Source organism: Shewanella sp. HN-41 (assembly GCF_000217915.1).
Classification (GTDB): Bacteria; Pseudomonadota; Gammaproteobacteria; order Enterobacterales; family Shewanellaceae; genus Shewanella.
Map to the genome: position 1 here is coordinate 13,841 of NZ_AFOZ01000027.1, position 16,905 is coordinate 30,745.

At 45.2% G+C, this 16,905-nt stretch carries 14 protein-coding genes and 1 pseudogene; 8 read left to right on the forward strand and 7 right to left on the reverse strand.

All coding sequences use genetic code 11. The features are described from left to right. Positions 1 to 17: 17 nt before the first annotated feature. A pseudogene (locus SOHN41_RS10575) lies at positions 18 to 1,155 on the forward strand (JmjC domain-containing protein). A gap of 92 nt (positions 1,156 to 1,247) precedes the next feature. Here SOHN41_RS10575 and SOHN41_RS10580 read toward each other — a convergent pair. After that, positions 1,248 to 1,697: a DUF4826 family protein gene (locus SOHN41_RS10580; protein ID WP_007648688.1), complete on the reverse strand. Its 450-nt coding sequence runs from the start codon at positions 1,695 to 1,697 to the stop codon at positions 1,248 to 1,250. 281 nt (positions 1,698 to 1,978) lie between these two features. Between SOHN41_RS10580 and SOHN41_RS10585 the strand changes: the two genes are divergently transcribed. Continuing rightward, on the forward strand, positions 1,979 to 3,013 hold the full coding sequence (locus SOHN41_RS10585; RefSeq protein WP_007648689.1) for a Glu/Leu/Phe/Val dehydrogenase dimerization domain-containing protein: 1,035 nt from the start codon (positions 1,979 to 1,981) through the stop codon (positions 3,011 to 3,013). A 186-nt stretch (positions 3,014 to 3,199) separates the two neighbouring features. Further along, positions 3,200 to 3,547, forward strand: coding sequence for a hypothetical protein (locus SOHN41_RS10590; protein WP_007648690.1), 348 nt, complete (start codon positions 3,200 to 3,202; stop codon positions 3,545 to 3,547). A 77-nt stretch (positions 3,548 to 3,624) separates the two neighbouring features. On the opposite strand, the gene SOHN41_RS10595 is transcribed toward SOHN41_RS10590, so the two are convergent. The 5 genes from SOHN41_RS10595 to ppsA form a co-directional block, all read right to left on the reverse strand. Further along, positions 3,625 to 4,128 carry a hypothetical protein gene (locus SOHN41_RS10595; RefSeq protein WP_007648691.1) on the reverse strand — a complete coding sequence of 168 codons (504 nt, stop codon included), beginning with the start codon at positions 4,126 to 4,128 and terminating at the stop codon, positions 3,625 to 3,627. Between the two features lie 286 nt (positions 4,129 to 4,414). Then, positions 4,415 to 4,846 carry a MarR family winged helix-turn-helix transcriptional regulator gene (locus SOHN41_RS10600; RefSeq protein ID WP_007648693.1) on the reverse strand — a complete coding sequence of 144 codons (432 nt, stop codon included), beginning with the start codon at positions 4,844 to 4,846 and terminating at the stop codon, positions 4,415 to 4,417. 152 nt (positions 4,847 to 4,998) lie between these two features. Continuing rightward, positions 4,999 to 5,484: a DUF1285 domain-containing protein gene (locus tag SOHN41_RS10605; RefSeq protein WP_007648695.1), complete on the reverse strand. Its 486-nt coding sequence runs from the start codon at positions 5,482 to 5,484 to the stop codon at positions 4,999 to 5,001. A 123-nt stretch (positions 5,485 to 5,607) separates the two neighbouring features. After that, positions 5,608 to 8,649 (reverse strand): D-2-hydroxyglutarate dehydrogenase YdiJ, encoded by a 3,042-nt coding sequence (locus SOHN41_RS10610; protein ID WP_007648696.1) that lies wholly within the window; start codon positions 8,647 to 8,649, stop codon positions 5,608 to 5,610. Between the two features lie 98 nt (positions 8,650 to 8,747). Next, complete coding sequence (gene ppsA, locus SOHN41_RS10615; RefSeq protein ID WP_007648697.1) at positions 8,748 to 11,117, reverse strand: phosphoenolpyruvate synthase; 2,370 nt, start codon at positions 11,115 to 11,117, stop codon at positions 8,748 to 8,750. Positions 11,118 to 11,241: 124 nt separating this feature from the next. Here ppsA and ppsR point away from each other — a divergent pair, with 124 nt between their 5' ends. From ppsR to SOHN41_RS10635, 4 genes are all read left to right on the forward strand, one after another. Continuing rightward, positions 11,242 to 12,054, forward strand: coding sequence for a posphoenolpyruvate synthetase regulatory kinase/phosphorylase PpsR (gene ppsR, locus SOHN41_RS10620; protein WP_007648698.1), 813 nt, complete (start codon positions 11,242 to 11,244; stop codon positions 12,052 to 12,054). A gap of 182 nt (positions 12,055 to 12,236) precedes the next feature. Next, positions 12,237 to 13,301: a 3-deoxy-7-phosphoheptulonate synthase gene (locus SOHN41_RS10625; protein WP_007648700.1), complete on the forward strand. Its 1,065-nt coding sequence runs from the start codon at positions 12,237 to 12,239 to the stop codon at positions 13,299 to 13,301. A 152-nt stretch (positions 13,302 to 13,453) separates the two neighbouring features. Further along, positions 13,454 to 13,885, forward strand: a complete 432-nt coding sequence (locus SOHN41_RS10630; protein WP_007648701.1) for an acyl-CoA thioesterase — start codon at positions 13,454 to 13,456, stop codon at positions 13,883 to 13,885. Positions 13,886 to 14,106: 221 nt separating this feature from the next. Beyond that, positions 14,107 to 14,769: a response regulator transcription factor gene (locus SOHN41_RS10635; protein ID WP_007648703.1), complete on the forward strand. Its 663-nt coding sequence runs from the start codon at positions 14,107 to 14,109 to the stop codon at positions 14,767 to 14,769. A 104-nt stretch (positions 14,770 to 14,873) separates the two neighbouring features. On the opposite strand, the gene cysB is transcribed toward SOHN41_RS10635, so the two are convergent. Then, complete coding sequence (gene cysB / locus SOHN41_RS10640; protein ID WP_007648705.1) at positions 14,874 to 15,848, reverse strand: HTH-type transcriptional regulator CysB; 975 nt, start codon at positions 15,846 to 15,848, stop codon at positions 14,874 to 14,876. A 228-nt stretch (positions 15,849 to 16,076) separates the two neighbouring features. Between cysB and zomB the strand changes: the two genes are divergently transcribed. Further along, positions 16,077 to 16,856: a flagellar motor control protein ZomB gene (gene zomB / locus SOHN41_RS10645; protein WP_007648706.1), complete on the forward strand. Its 780-nt coding sequence runs from the start codon at positions 16,077 to 16,079 to the stop codon at positions 16,854 to 16,856. Positions 16,857 to 16,905 lie beyond the last annotated feature (49 nt).

A 16,905-nucleotide genomic window follows, 5' to 3' on the forward strand; every position in this document is an offset into this window, starting at 1 on the left:
TCGCCTTTTTTAACACTATGTATACACTCAATCTCGATATCACCCAGTTTCTTAATGAATACTGGCAAAAAAGCCATTGCTGATCAAAAATGCGTTTCCGCAGTTTGAAGATCCGATCAGCGCCGATGAATTAGCAGGCCTTGCCTGTGAGGAAGAAATCTCTTCACGGATTGTCGTCACCAAAGACGATAACTGGGAAGTGATCCAAGGCCCATTTGAAGATTACGACAGCTATGGCGAGACCCATTGGCAATTGCTAGTACAAGCGGTCAACCATTGGTATCCAGATTCACAACCATTCGTCGACGCTTTTCGTTTTTACCTGACTGGCGCTTCGATGACTTAATGGCCTCATTTGCCACCCCTAGTGGCGGTGTGGGGCCACACGTCGATAACTACGATGTGTTTATCATTCAAGGGGAAGGTGAGCGTCGCTGGACTGTGGGTGACAACACCCCGCAGCAACGCCGTGGTGGCAATCCAAACTCACCGCTGGTTGAAGACTTCACGCCCATTATCGATGTAGTGTTAGAAAAAGGCGACATGCTTTATATTCCGCCAGGTTTTCCACACTGTGGTGAAACATTAACCATAGCAATGAGTTACTCTATTGGTTTCCGTGCGCCAAGTCAGCAAGAACTGGTCAGTGAAGTCGCCGACTATTTGCTTGATAAAAACTTGGGGCAACAGCGTTTTACTTCCATTTCTGAACCTGATGCACCCGGTGTGATCAGCCAAGAGCACCAACTTGGGCTGATGAATTTACTCGCACAGCTGAGCCAAGATCCGAACAATTACCAAGTCGTTTTAGGCAAATTGCTTAGTCAAAATCGTTTTGAATTAGATATATGTGAAGGCGAAGAAGCCTATACTGAAGCGGATCTGCAAGATGCCTTCGACCAAGGTGCGGACATAAATCGTATCGGTGGCTTGAAAATATTGCGCCTTGAAAATGACGCAAGCAGTCGATTATTCATCAATGGGGAAGTCTACGAACTGCCAAACACCCCAGAAGAGGTACTGGCGAAACTAAGCGACAACGTTAGTTTATCCTCGGATATTGCATTGGCACTCTGCCAACACGGCGAAGTACAGAGCCTGCTCTTAACATTGATCAATCAAGGACTGTGCTATCTCGCTGATACCGAAGCATAGTTCATTAACCGTTTGATAAAATAAAGGCACTCAATCGAGTGCCTTTATGATTTATATATCCTAAAGCTTACAGACAATATCCAATATATAACTTAGGCATTCCACAGCTTATCGTCATTATGCATACGATATAGACTCTCGGCACGTGATACCAGCAACTGTGCAAACTTGGCCTGAGTCGCATCACGGGTGGCACCCGAACGCACTAGGTTTTCTGCCTGCATTTGCCACATCATAGAGAAATGACGCACGGCATCACGGGCCGTTGCGGCAACTTTCACATCGACAAAATCCGAAGGTAAATCCCCTGACATCACCCAATATGTCTTAGTCGTTGGGCGTTTCGATTCCATTTTCCAAATGGCCATATAAGGTGCAAGGTAGCGGCTCTCGTCGGCCAACACCTTACTTGGAATAACACCTTTCTCAGCGAGGAAACGATTGGCTTTTTGAAATTGAGTTCTGACCCACTCTTGGCGCAGTTTTTCCAACTCTTCTGCAGATAAAGTTGGTTGAGCTTGGTCGACAGCTTGTTCAGTCATACTTCCGTCCTATCTTATTGTTATAACGCGGCTCTCATTCTTAGGATGAGTGTGCGGTCCGTACTACTCGCAGATTTTGTATCCAATTCCATTCTCTTCCCACCGCAAAAGCTTACGTTTACGTAAAGTGGAAAGCTAGATTGCCACAAATAATCTATTTATTCAGCCATTATGCATGGTTGAGAGTATCGCTAAATGCTATGGTTCTGCAATAAATATAACAAGCCGTCGATGGGAGTTGTCCTATCGGCTTTTTCATTGTGTATAGCGGAGAACTTCACGTGGCTGTATTTAATCATGTATCCTTTGACGAACATGAACAGGTCGTATTCTGTCATGATAAAGAAAGTGGCTTAAGAGCCATTGTCGCCATCCATAACACGAATTTAGGCCCCGCTGTGGGTGGATGTCGTATGTGGAACTATCAATCGGACGATGAAGCACTGACCGACGTATTGCGTCTTTCTCGTGGTATGACCTACAAAAACGCACTTGCGGGCCTCACCATGGGTGGTGGTAAATCTGTGATTATTGCCGATCCTAAAAGACCAGATCGTGAGGCCCTCTTCCGTGCCTTTGGTCGCTTTATCAATAGTCTCGGCGGTCGTTACTACTCAGCTGAAGACGTTGGCACTACCACGGCGGATATTATGATCGCCCATGAAGAAACCCCTTATATGGCAGGTCTTGAAGGCAAGAGCGGCGATCCATCACCGTTCACGGCCCTTGGTACCTATTTAGGGATAAAAGCCGCGGTAAAACATAAGCTAGGGTTAGATAGCCTAAAAGGGCTTAAGATCGCCGTTCAAGGTGTGGGCCATGTAGGTTACTACCTGTGCAAACACCTGCATGAAGAAGGCGCTGAACTGATTGTGACTGACATTCATCAAGCCTCATTAGATAAAGTTGCCACAGATTTTGGTGCCGTTGTCGTCGCGCCGCAGGACATCTACTCCCAAGATGTTGATGTGTACGCCCCCTGCGCCCTTGGTGCAACCTTAAACGATGCGACCTTACCGCAACTGAAAGCGAAAATTGTCGCTGGCTGTGCCAACAATCAATTAGCCGAAGTACGCCATGGCGAGCAACTAAAGGAAATGGGTATTTTATATGCCCCTGATTATGTGATTAACGCAGGTGGTATTATCAACGTGTCATTTGAAAAAGACTATGACGCTGCAAAATCAGAGGCTAAGGTCAGAGAAATCTACAACACGCTACTGAAAATTTTTGCAAAGGCCGATGAACAGAATCGCACTACTGGCGCTGTTGCCGATGAAATGGCCCGCGCCATTTACCAAGCGGCAAAAGTCTAATTAAGCTTTTAGGCGGACAACCAACAACTGTTGTTCGCCTTTTCCCCTTCCCCACTCATCAAAAATAATTCCTCCTTAATACCAATCAGATACCTAAACGCCACGTAAAATTCACTATTCTGTAGTGGAAAAGCCTATATGCCTCTGCTTGAATTAATCTCTCGTCTGTCTATGAAGGGATTGCATATGGTCAGTTTTAAGTACGAGTTAAATCAGGACTCGGTCGAGCTACAGGCCAGTGATTGGTTTGGGATTGAACGGGTGTTTGTGAATGGGCAAATGGTATCGCGTAAGCTCAATTTTGGCCCTAACAGTGTGCATAAGATTCAATTAAACGATGGTGAAAATTGCAGTTTCAAGCTGTTTATTGACCCACAAACAGACGAGCTTACTTGCCGAATTTACAAACATAATCAACTAATTACCAGCTTAAAACAAGGAAAAAATAGCCTTATTCAAGGTCAAAAAATACTGCAGCAGGGATTATTACTTGGCTCAAGCTTAGCGCTCCTCGCCATACTCTTCCCTTTCTAAGCCGATGTTAAACATTCAGTCATAAAAAACCGCTATTGCCTAAACAATAGCGGTACAGTTCAAACAATTCTCATTGCTTATTTCAACATATAAACCCGCATCATAGTCTGTTTAGCCGTGCTGTTACCATCACTCATCTGTACGCGTAAATGCACGAAGTTACCCGCAGCAGTATCGTTTGGAATGGTCGCAACCCACTCACCATCGACCTGCTTCACATCTGCTATTTTCCATGAGCCTTCAGCAAATTTCGAGCTCACAGGACAGTAGATGGACACTGAAATTGCCGCTAACGAGCACTCTTGGCCATAACCGTATTCCAAGCTGACATCTGCTAAGTCAACTTTACCTAAGCCATCCATCACAGCTGATAATTTGACCACTGCTGGTTGGCCAGCGACTAGCGTGTTATCGATTGCGACTGGGATATGGAGCTTAGGCATCAATACAGCCTGCGCCCCCTGCTTGCTCGAATCACTGCTGAAGTTATAAATACCTTGGTAGAATGAACCCAAATTATCTTTCACTGGTGACAAGCTACCCACTCCGCGCGCAGATGAACGAACAAAAAGTTGTTTCATTTAATATTCCCTAAAAATGATCTTCTAATTGCTCAATCAACAAACAAATCCGAGCAATGGTTTTATGTCGAAATGCAAGCTTCCAGCGCAACAAGATGGCGTCCTGTGAAACATTTTTGCAACATTGCTCGGGTAGCAATTTGTAGCGCTAGGGTAAAAACGGGGATGAACGACAGGAGAGCATTGGTAGAAAACCAATACTCTGAGAAGCAACCATTGCTATGGAAATTAAAGTAATAAGATGACGCGAGGAATATTATTGAGCAGCGTTATCGAGCGGAAAATGTTACAACTCTGACAGTGAAGGTAAACGGTTTATCTTATTGAGCAAACGTATAAACTGCTGGCGCTCATCTTCGCTGAGGTTAGATAGGTATTTATCATTGACGCGCTCGGCCTCGCGGATCAGATCCTGCTCCAACGCCTTGGCCTCATCGGTGAGAAAAATCTGGAAAGCACGGCGGTTGTCGAGCTCTTGATGGCGGGTGATCAGTCCCTGTACCTGCAACTGGTCGAGCAGACGAGTCATGGTATAGTTCGCCACATCGCAACGCTTAGACAGCTCGGTCTGAGTAATCCCCTCCTCCTGCCAAAGCGCGAACAAGACTGGCCACAACTTAATGTCGAGCTGATAGCGTTTCAACTGTAAATCGAGCTCATTTTGCAGCTCAATATTTAAGTGGGAAACAAGATAGCCTAAGCTTTCATAACGGTTCAAACAGCACCTCCGAAAACAGCGGTTTTAGACCCATCTAACCTGACACACACCCTAGACTCAATGCTAAGTGTCATTTTTAATACTATCACTTAACCTATAATAAACTAGTCAATATCCCGAACTAATTGCAATCCATATCCCTATACTTAGGGTCATTCTAAGTCAGATAAGTTGAATTCATTGACAAAATTATAATAACAAGCTCGACTCAGTTTTCCCCATAAACCACGCTCTAATGGTAAATAAATACCAAAGTCGGTCAGCTTCATCCGGTTAATATCGAGGATCTGATGTTCGGTGTCGATACTGGTCTTCACCTGCAGATAAGCGGGATCGGTACCGCGCTCAAAATCAACAATCACTAAGGGAACATCGACAACGGTGACTCGAACTTTTTCCACAGGAGTAATTAAAAAATGTTCATCCTCAATGCAATGTAAAATGCCCGCAAAAAGCTTTGCAAATTTCATGGGTAGTGCGGTTCCCTGATACAGCCAGTCTCCTGTCACTTGAATATTAAATAAAGCCACCTCCCTGCATAATGGGATCCCCTCACTCAACATTGAACTTGTGGGAGAAACGATATTCAGCGCAAGCTGTTCTAATGTTTGTTGCTTGCTATTGGTTAACTTATCCATAATCCGTTTCCTTTTACAAAAAACCAGCCTCTAGGCTGGTTTTAGTGTGACACTTATTACCCTGAGGATCCAATTAACCGTTTCGACATAACCCGGCTTTTATACTCATAGGCAAAGTCAAATTTAACCTTTTACCAGTTCGAGCAATGCCTCCAATGGATGTTTAGGCTTATAACCCGCAAAGCGTTTTACTTGGCTACGGCAGGAATACCCCGATACGAGTACCCGTTGTTGCTCAAGTTTAGCTAAGGTCTGTTTCCACGACATATCAAACAACGCTTTAGAACGCTCAAGGTTTTCCGCCTCGTGGCCATAGGTTCCCGCCATACCGCAACAGCCAAGATTCACCGCCGATAACTTAGCCCCAAAATGAGCAAAAATCTTAGTCCATTCGTTGGCTGTATTAGGTTTGGCAGTAGACTCAGTGCAATGGCTAAACCAAGTATATTGCTTATCCTGCGGCAATTTTGCAGGAATATTCTCTAGCACGCTAAGCAACCACTCATTGGCGAGCTTAACCTCAAACGAGCCACGGTTAGCACCTAAAACCTCTTTATATTCATCTCGATAACATAATACCAGCGCGGGATCGATTCCCACCATAGGCATACCAAGTTGATACACTTTATTTAAAAAGTCAGCACTCGACTGCGCTGTTTTAGCGAATTTATCCAAAAAACCTTTGATATGGGTCGGCTTACCATTGGGTTTAAATGGCAACAATACTGGCTTTAATCCTAAGGCTTCAATCAATTGGATAAAGCGATACACCAGACCCGCATCGTAGAAAGTGTTAAAGGGGTCTTGAACAACCAATACAAACTTCGAGCGCTCATCGACGGGGATGGCCTGCAGTGCGGCGAGATCATAGCCTCGACTCGCGTGACCATCGAGGCGTTGTTTTAAGGTCGGTACTGATAATGCGGGCGCATCCACATAGCCAATCGCTTTTTTAATTACCCATTGGCTCAGTGGATTCTGTGAGGCAAAATTGGTCAGTCTTGGCGCTGCCGCCATCAGAGGTAAGCTGTCTTCGATACCCGCAACCAGATAATCCTTAGCGGGACGCAGATAACGCTGATAGTAAATATTAAAGAACTGTGCCCTAAACTTAGGCACATCCACTTTAACGGGACATTGGCCAGAGCAAGCTTTACAGGCCAAGCAGCCCTTAAGCGATTCCATCACCTCATGGGAATAATCATAATCACGTTTAGTGTTTATGGTGTTTTGTATACGCTGCAATATACCTAATGGTTTGGCCTTGGCGAGTGCATTAACATCCACGCCTTCGGCTTCAAGCAGTCTTAGCCATTCACGCATCAATCCTGCGCGACCTTTAGGTGACTGCACTCTATCCCCCGTCACCTTAAATGAGGGGCACATAGGTGAGTAACTGCTGTAGTTAAAACACAGGCCATTGCCGTTACAATTCATCACATCGGGGAATGCATCACGCACATCAACGGGAATCTGCCGATCAAATTTACCCCGTTTTGCACTGTCAACATCGTAACATAGGGCTCCCACCTTCTTAGGAGCCACCAGCTTACCTGGGTTAAGTCTATTATCGGGGTCAAATAAGCCTTTGATATCTTGAAGAATCGCATAAAGCTCATCGCCAAAGACGGAGGGACCATATTCTCCACGCACACCTTTACCGTGTTCCCCCCACATCAGACCACCGTATTTAAGTGTCAGTGCCGCGACTTGATCGGAAATCACCCGAAGTAACTTCTCATCTTCCACATCGCACATATCGAGCGCGGGCCTAACGTGCAACACGCCGGCATCCACGTGGCCAAACATGCCATATTGCAAATTATGCCCATCAAGTACTGCGCGAAACTCCATAATATAATCGGCGAGTTTTTCGGGCGGCACCGCAGTATCTTCCGCAAAGGCGATAGGTTTGCGACGTCCTTTAGTGGCACCCAATAAGCCAACGGCTTTTTTGCGCATGCCGTAGATTTTTTCGATGCTCGGCTTATCTTGTGTCACTTGGTAACCCAATACGCCGCACTCACCTTTACTGATCTGCTCAGTCAAGACCGCTTCAAGACTCGCAAGCTTTTGCTCAACCTCTACCGTATCGCCGGCAAATTCGACCATATTGAGGCCATCAATCGTTTTACCTGGTACTTCTTGAATAAGATCGGCAACCGAGTGCCAAACAATGTCCTCGCGGGCAAGGTTAAGCACTTTTGAGTCAACGGTTTCCACAACGGTTGCCCGTGCGGCCACTAAGGAAGGTGCATGGCGCAGTGCCGATTGGAAAGAATCATACTTAATATTCACCATGGCCCGTTCAGTCGGCAGCGGCGTAATATTCAGTTTGGCTTCGGTGATCACCGCCAGAGTTCCCTCTGAGCCCGTTAAAATCCGCGATAAGTCAAATTGGGTTAAGCCATCATTCCAGACATTTTTTAGATCGTATCCGGTTAAAAAACGATTGAGTTTAGGGAACTGTTGTTCAATCAGCGAGCGCTTCTCGCGGCAAACAGCGGCGATGGCCGAAATCAGTTTTTGCCCCAGCGGATTATCACTCACATGATCGGGATTACACAGTAGTCCAGCGTCTAGGGGATGCGTATCCAGCACACTACCATCAATCAATACACTGCGTAATGCCAGTACATGATCGGATGTCTTACCATAGACGAGTGAGCCCGCTCCCGAGGCATCGGTATTGATCATACCGCCAATGGTCGCACGGTTAGAGGTGGATAAATCGGGACTGAAAAAGTAGCCGTGTGGGCGCAACGCATCATTGAGTGCATCTTTAATCACCCCAGCTTCAACCTTCACCCACCCCTGCTCTACATTCACTTCAAGCACACGGTTCATATAGCGCGACACATCTAGGATCAGGCCGTGGGTCAAGGACTGACCATTCGTGCCAGTACCGCCACCCCGGGCGCTAAAAGTCACCTCACGGAAGATATCTTTAGCCGCGAGCGCCAAAGCTATTTGAATATCCTTTTGATTTTTAGGATAGAGCACTGCTTGAGGTAAAAATTGATAGACAGAGTTATCGGTCGCTTGCACTAGCCGTGCACTGTATCGCTTGTCGATATCACCGGAATACTCGCTTTGCTCGAGTGCATCAAGGTATGCCAAATACACTGGCTCTAATGTTTGTTGATGTGATAGCAGGGGTAACATGGATGGCTTCTGTCAATTATCGTTATGGGGCCATTATAAACAAAAAAAAAGCCGCTCAAAGCGGCTTTTTTAACATCTTTATAAAATTACAGCCTAGATCACCCGTGGGCTTCGGCCAAATATAACCATGTATCAATAACAGTATCAGGGTTAAGAGACACGGTATCGATACCTTGTTCAACTAACCAAGCCGCGAAATCGGCGTGGTCTGAAGGACCTTGACCACAGATACCGATATAAGCGCCCTTAGCCTTAGCCGATTTAATCGCCATAGACAGCAGGATCTTAACCGCTTCATTACGCTCATCGAACAGATGACTAATAATGCCTGAGTCGCGGTCTAAGCCGAGCGTTAGCTGGGTTAAGTCGTTAGAACCGATAGAGAAACCATCGAAATGCTCAAGGAATTGATCCGCTAACAGCGCGTTTGAAGGCACTTCACACATCATAATGACGCGTAAACCATCTTTACCGCGCTCTAAACCTTGCTCTTTGAGCAGACCGATCACTTGCTCGGCTTCTTTTACAGTACGAACGAACGGGATCATCACTTCGACGTTTTTCAGACCCATTTCGTTACGAACGCGTTTGATTGCTTCACACTCTAAGGCAAAACAGTCACGGAACGATTCAGAGATGTAGCGGCTTGCACCGCGGAAGCCCAGCATTGGGTTCTCTTCTTCTGGCTCGTAACGGTCACCGCCAACCAAGTTTGCGTATTCGTTAGACTTAAAGTCTGACATACGTACGATCACTTTCTTCGGATAGAAAGCAGAACCGATAGAGGCAATACCTTCAACCAGACGGGCAATGTAGAACTCAACGGGTGATTCATAACCTGCGATCATCTCGTTAATTTCAGTTTGCAGAGCGGCGTCTTGTTGGTTGAATTCAAGCAGTGCTTTAGGGTGGATCCCGATCATGCGGTTGATAATGAACTCTAAGCGCGCTAAACCGACACCTTCGTTTGGTAAACGGGCAAAGTCGAAGGCGCGATCTGGGTTACCCACGTTCATCATGATTTTCATCGGTAATGCAGGCAGTGCATCAACGCGGTTTGAAATCACTTCAAACTCTTGTTTACCTTCATAGATGAAGCCTGTGTCGCCTTCGGCGCAAGAAACCGTCACTAACTGGCCATTTTTGATACGGTCAGTCACATCACCACAACCTACCACTGCTGGTACACCTAATTCACGGGCGATAATTGCCGCGTGACAGGTACGACCGCCACGGTTAGTCACGATGGCGCTAGCGCGCTTCATGATGGGTTCCCAATCAGGGTCAGTCATGTCGGTCACTAACACATCGCCGGGTTGGATTTGATCCATATCCGCGATAGAGGTTAATACCTTAGCCACACCTGAACCGACTTTATGACCGATAGCACGACCTTCAGAGATCACCGTGCCACGGCTCTTTAGGTGGTAACGTTCAATTAATTGTACGTCTTCACGGCTACGGACCGTTTCTGGACGTGCTTGAACGATGTAAAGTTTGCCATCATTACCGTCTTTCGCCCACTCGATGTCCATTGGACGACCGTAGTGTTTTTCGATAACCATGGCTTGTTTAGCCAATTCCATCACTTCGGCGTCGTTGATTGAGAATTGACGACGTTTTTCTGCAGCAACGTCTTCAATTTTCACTTGTTTGCCGTGAGCAGCATCATCTGAATACACCATTTGGATGAGCTTGCTACCGATATTACGGCGAACAACAGCCTTATGACCTTGAGATAAAATCGGTTTGTGAACATAGAATTCGTCAGGGTTTACCGCACCTTGAACGACCATTTCACCCAGACCGAAAGATGAAGTGATAAACACCACATCGTTGTTGCCTGATTCAGTGTCCATAGTGAACATCACGCCTGATGCCGCTTTGTCTGAACGAACCATGCGTTGTACGCCGGCAGACAGGGCAACACCGTGGTGTTCGTAACCTTGGTGAACACGGTATGAAATAGCACGGTCGTTAAAGAGTGACGCGAACACGTGCTTGATAGCCACGAGTACTGAATCAAATCCTTTCACGTTTAAGAAGGTTTCTTGCTGACCAGCAAAAGAGGCATCTGGCATATCTTCTGCGGTAGCAGAAGAACGCACTGCAAATGACGCATCGCTAGTTTCAGCGGCAAGTTTATCGTAAGCTTCACGAATGGCTTGCTCTAAAGCTGGTTGGAATGGGGTGTCAATAACCCATTGTCTGATCTGTGCACCTACTTGTGCTAGTGCATTGACATCATCTACATCCAGTGTGGCTAGAATGTCGTAAATCTTCTGGTTTACTCCACTTTGTTCAAGGAACTCATTGAACGCATAAGAAGTAGTCGCAAATCCGCCAGGTACTTGAACACCGGCATTGGCCAGATTGCTGATCATCTCGCCAAGAGAAGCATTTTTACCGCCAACTAAGTTGACGTCACCCATGCCTAATTCCTGATACCAGAGTACGTATTGCTGCACAGTTCTATCTCCGCAAGTTTATTTCAGTGGCCCCTTCACACGAGGGCAGCGGCATTTTACACTCCTGCCGAAGAAGCGTAAATCTATAATTTTATTTGTAATTTTATTACTACAAGAGGTCAGTATGGCGCCAAAAGTATTCTACATTTCCGATGGGACAGCGATCACAGCTGAGGTTTTTGGACATGCAGTACTCTCGCAATTTCCACTAGAATTTGAATCACTTACAATTCCTTTTGTTGAAACATTAACGAAAGCAGAGCAAGTTAAACGACAAATTAATGATTGTTTTATTACAACAGGTGAACGGCCATTAGTGTTCCATTCGATCGTCAAACCTGAAATTCGCGACATTATCTACTCGAGTGAAGGCTTAGATTATGATTTTTTAAATACTTTTGTGGCCCCACTCGAACAACATTTAGGCGTGAGTGCTTCTCCCGTGTTACATCGCACCCACGGAAAAGCCAATCATGGTTATGAAGCGCGTATTGATGCCATTAATTTTGCGATGGATAACGATGACGGCCAGACCATGAAACATATGGATCAAGCGGATTTAATCCTGTTAGGTGTATCTCGTTGTGGCAAGACCCCTTCTAGTCTGTATTTATCGATGCAGTTTGGGATTAAAGCGGCGAACTATCCGTTTACCGAAGATGATATGGATGATCTTAAGTTGCACGAAGCCCTTAAACGTAATAAGAAAAAATTGTTTGGTTTAACGATTGATCCCGTGCGATTGCATGAAATTCGCCAAAGTCGAATGGAAAATAGCCGTTACTCGTCGCTCAAACAATGCCGCTTAGAGGTCAAAGAAGTGGAAATGATGTTTAAACGTGAACGTATTCCCTATATAGACACCACCAATCACTCGGTCGAAGAGATTGCGACTAAGATTTTAGATGTGACTGGGCTAGAGCGCCATATGTTCTAAAGCAACAGACCTTAAAGGATTTAATTCACAGGAGCAAATTTAGGCTAAATAGGTCTAAGTTAAATCAAATTCATTGCACAGATGCCAACAATTAGCACAATTGGCACTGTGCAACTCGGCTCGATTCGTTATAATCCGTGGCAATCTGGCGAAAAGCGCCGCACGCAAGCTCGGTATTTTGAATGACCATTAAAACAGACGAATTACGTACTTCTCTATTAGCTAAAGTCATCTCACCTGCACAACTGGCATCTGAGTATCCATTAACCCAAGAAGCCGCCGACTACCTTGTCCAACAACGTCGTGAAGTTGAAGCCATTATTATGGGCGAAGATCAGCGGCTGTTGGTGATCATCGGTCCTTGCTCGATACATGATACTCAGGCAGCTCTCGATTACGCCCACCGTTTAGCGGCGTTGCATCAAGAGTTGAAAGAAGATTTGTGCATTTTAATGCGCGTTTATTTCGAGAAACCACGTACTATCGTTGGCTGGAAAGGCTTGATATCGGACCCCGATCTCGATGGCAGCTTCGAGCCCAACAAAGGTCTGCGCATTGCCCGTGAATTGCTGCAACAGATCACCGAATTAAAGTTACCCATAGCCACCGAATTTTTAGATATGGTGAATGGTCAATATATTGCCGACTTAATCACTTGGGGTGCCATTGGCGCACGCACCACAGAAAGCCAAGTTCACCGAGAAATGGCCTCTGCCCTCTCCTGTCCCGTTGGTTTTAAAAACGGTACCGATGGCAATATCAATATTGCCGTCGATGCAGTGCGAGCAGCAAAAGTGCCCCATATATTCTATTCACCGGATAAAGATGGCGCCATGGCAGTCTATCGCACCCACGGTAATCCCTTTGGCCATATCATATTGCGCGGCGGCAAAAAGCCTAATTACTTCGCACAGGATATAGAAGAGGCTCGTTTAAAGCTTGAGTCCGTCGATGTAACCCCTCGAGTAGTAGTGGACTTTAGCCACGGTAACAGTGAAAAAAATCATCTTAAGCAATTAGCCGTTGCCGACGATATCATGGCGCAAATGCGTGCAGGCAGTACTGCCATTGCCGGTATCATGGCCGAAAGTTTCCTACAGGAAGGCAACCAGAAAGTCGTCAAAGGCCAAGTGCTCTGCTACGGTCAAAGCATCACCGATGCCTGCTTACATTGGGATGACTCGGAAAAATTACTGCGAGATCTCGCCAAAGCCTCCCGTGATAGACGAGAGCTGTTAAGCAAATAAGCGCATTAATGGTATGACTCAAGGCTTCCAACGGAAGCCTTTTTACTTTTAGTTTTGTCTTAAAACCTAACGATATAGGTGTTTTCTATCATTCAAAATTAAAACTCACTATAATTGCGCCTCGTTAAAAATGCATAACCTCAGGTTGCCGTATGCCAAATTCGCTCGATTCTTCACACCCGACGTTTTCTGACGCTATTGAGCAAAGGATCAATCAATCCGAAGCTCGTGTAATCAAAGCCGTTTTCCCCTCAATTACCAATCATCACAACACCTTATTTGGTGGCGAAGCCTTAGCATGGATGGATGAAACTGCTTTTATCGCCGCGACCCGTTTTTGCCGTAAAACCTTAGTCACTGTGAGTTCTGACCGAATTGACTTTAAAAAGCCAATCCCCGCGGGCACGCTAGCGGAACTGATCGCTCGGGTGATCCATGTTGGCAATACATCCTTAAAAGTCGAAGTGAACATCTTCGTGGAGAATATGTATCAAGATCACCGAGAACATGCCATACGTGGCGTGTTTACCTTTGTTGCTGTAGACGAACAACGAAACCCAACCCAAGTCTGGACGTTTGAATAGAATTTAAGCACCCAATATAGCGCCCTTGATCCCTTAAATGTGACTGTTTTTGGGCTCAAGTTCGCCGTCATTCATAGTTAACCACTACTAGACAAAAGTATAACAACAAGAAACTTATAAAAATTTTGTCGCTATTCCTGCATAAAGCAATAGGATCCCCTATTACTTTTCTGTTACATTGAGTTCAATCTTCACGCGCCGCGAACATAATCATAAAAGCCATGAAGCTAGAAAACTTAAATATCATTATCGCAGACGATCATCCATTGTTCAGAAATGCGCTACGTCAAGCACTCACCAGTGCCTTTGAGCATGCCCAATGGTATGAAGCCGACAGTGCCGATGCATTACAATCGGTTTTAGACACACAAAATACCAGTTACGACTTAGTGCTGCTGGACTTACAAATGCCCGGATCCCACGGTTATTCTACCTTGATCCACTTACGCGCTCATTACCCAGATCTTCCCGTGGTGGTGGTTTCTGCCCATGAAGATATCAATACGATAAGCCGTGCAATCCACTACGGCAGCAGTGGCTTTATTCCTAAATCTGCATCGTTGGAAACCCTGAAAGAAGCCTTGAGTTCAGTATTATTTGGCGATATTTGGCTACCTGCGGGGGTTGAAATTATCCCGATTGAAGATGACGATACCGATAAAATGGCGAATAAGCTGTCGGATCTCACCCCACAACAATATAAAGTACTGCAAATGTTTGCCGAAGGTTTGCTTAATAAGCAAATTGCCTACGATCTTGGCGTATCAGAGGCTACCATCAAAGCCCATGCGACGGCGATTTTTAGAAAACTCGGTGTGCGTAACCGCACCCAAGCGGTTATCGCCCTCGCTCAGCTAGAAATGGATAAGGGTGATTTATCTTAAGACCTAATACTGAGGACGCCATCCTCTATCAGAACGGGAAAATTTAATTGCCCCATAAAAAATGCCGCGAATATTCGCGGCATTTTTTATGCTTGCTACCAGTGTTAACGCATGGGGAGATTTTTATCAGCAAACATCTCATCAATTAACTGCTGATCCCGCAAAGCAACCGCTTTTTCAACGACATCACGCGTCAAGTGCGGCGCAAAATGTTGCATAAAATCATACATATAACTACGTAAAAAGCTGCCCTTTCGGAAGCCAATTTTTGTAGTGCTGTGGGCAAATAAATGTCCCGCATCTATGGCCACAAGATCTTTATCCACATTAGGATCGATTGCCATAGAAGCTATCACCCCTACACCTAAACCTAGACGAACATAGGTTTTTAGCACATCGGCACTGGTCGCACTGAATACCACCCTAGGCTCTAAATTCGCGCGATTGAAAGCTTTCTCGATTTCAGAGGCACGGTCAAAACCAAATACATAGGTCACTAGTGGAAAACGGGCTAAATCTTCGATACTGATATGGCTGCGTGAGGCAAGAGGATGATCTTTGGGCACCACAACAGAGCGATTCCAGTGGTAACAGGGCAACATAATTAAATCGGAATACAAATGCATAGCTTCGGTCGCAATGGCAAAATCCGCATCCCCACGGGCTGCTTGCTCACTGATCTGCGAAGGAGTGCCTTGGTGCATATGTAAGTTAACTTTGGGGTAACGATCGATAAATTGACGAATAATATGCGGCAAAGCATAACGAGCTTGAGTATCTGTGGTGGCAATATTTAACTCACCTTGATCTGGCTTTGTGTACTCTTCCGAGACTTTTTTAATGCTTTCAACTTTACCTAAAATATCATTGGCAATATTAATCACCTGCAGTCCAGCAGGCGTCACATGGGTCAAATGTTTACCGCTACGACCAAAAATTTGGATCCCCAACTCATCTTCCAACATGCGAACTTGTTTACTGATCCCTGGTTGAGAGGTATACAAATTTTCAGCGGTTGCCGATACATTAAGGTTATGTTTGACCACCTCGGCAATATACCTGAGTTGTTGCAGTTTCATCTTCTATCCTTGTCTCAAATACGCATAACAGCATTGTTCACTGAGTGGCAAAATAACACTCATCTATAATCAATCGTTATAGTATAGCGTAAAAAATAAAGCAAATAGGAATATGGAACACAAGTCTGAAGATTCATACGACAGAAATGATAACCTAGGCTAAGATAACTATGCTAGTTTATTGATTTATTGTAGCATTAGCTCAATTGGATAAATAATGGAACATCTATGTCATTCACCTTGGTTCTGATCCTCATCGGTGCACTTTTACTGCTTGTTATCGGAATTAACGTTATACAACAACAAAAAGAACGTGCAGAGGCTGAGCGTCGCATCGAGTTTGCCCGTCAAAGGGCCATCATCGATGAAACGGAAACGGTATTATCAAATACTGGCATGATACCTTGCAGCACCCATATTATGTTGGTGCTGTATCGCCGTGTTCAAGATGCGTTAGAAATTGCAACGACACTCAGTGCAATCCAACAAAAGGCGGATTTTCAACGTCGCCTTGCCGATCTCAAAAATCAGATAGACTCGTTACAGTCTAGTCCTCCACAAGCGCCTCCAATTGAGAGCTTTAGGCTACCAGACAATGACAAGCAGATTTTAGCATTAGTGCAAACCCTAAAAAAACTCAAGGCGATATTACGGGCAGAACACAATAAGGGCCGCGTCGATCCTAGCGTGTTTGCTCAGGAAGAAAACCGTATCGATAGTTTGCAGCTCAGAATTAATGTGGATTCTATGCTTTCCCGTGCCCGGGCTGCGAGTTTTATGAAGCAGTATGGTTCTTCTAAACAAATGGTCACTAAAGCTTTAGCCACTTTGCATGCGATTAAAGCACAGACACCAAACGATCCCTTTATTGGTCGCAAGGTTGATGAAGCTAAGCTGCTACTCGATGAGATTATGGGCGCTCAAAAATTATCTGAGCCGAGTTCACCTAGAACTAAAAATGAGGAAGATGATATCGATATGTTATTCCAGCCTAAAAAGAAATGGTGATCTAGCTCGATATTCATTTGCCAAACAGGATGCATACCAACAAAAAAGC

Bases quoted from the DNA above. Each gene is read 5' to 3' on its own strand.
- SOHN41_RS10580 (WP_007648688.1), bottom strand. From the start codon at position 1,697: ATGACTGAACAAGCTGTCGACCAAGCTCAACCAACTTTATCTGCAGAA.
- SOHN41_RS10590 (WP_007648690.1), top strand. From the start codon at position 3,200: ATGGTCAGTTTTAAGTACGAGTTAAATCAGGACTCGGTCGAGCTACAG.
- SOHN41_RS10595 (WP_007648691.1), bottom strand. From the start codon at position 4,128: ATGAAACAACTTTTTGTTCGTTCATCTGCGCGCGGAGTGGGTAGCTTG.
- SOHN41_RS10605 (WP_007648695.1), bottom strand. From the start codon at position 5,484: ATGGATAAGTTAACCAATAGCAAGCAACAAACATTAGAACAGCTTGCG.
- SOHN41_RS10610 (WP_007648696.1), bottom strand. From the start codon at position 8,649: ATGTTACCCCTGCTATCACATCAACAAACATTAGAGCCAGTGTATTTG.
- ppsR (WP_007648698.1), top strand. From the start codon at position 11,242: ATGGCGCCAAAAGTATTCTACATTTCCGATGGGACAGCGATCACAGCT.
- SOHN41_RS10625 (WP_007648700.1), top strand. From the start codon at position 12,237: ATGACCATTAAAACAGACGAATTACGTACTTCTCTATTAGCTAAAGTC.
- SOHN41_RS10630 (WP_007648701.1), top strand. From the start codon at position 13,454: ATGCCAAATTCGCTCGATTCTTCACACCCGACGTTTTCTGACGCTATT.
- SOHN41_RS10635 (WP_007648703.1), top strand. From the start codon at position 14,107: ATGAAGCTAGAAAACTTAAATATCATTATCGCAGACGATCATCCATTG.
- cysB (WP_007648705.1), bottom strand. From the start codon at position 15,848: ATGAAACTGCAACAACTCAGGTATATTGCCGAGGTGGTCAAACATAAC.
- zomB (WP_007648706.1), top strand. From the start codon at position 16,077: ATGTCATTCACCTTGGTTCTGATCCTCATCGGTGCACTTTTACTGCTT.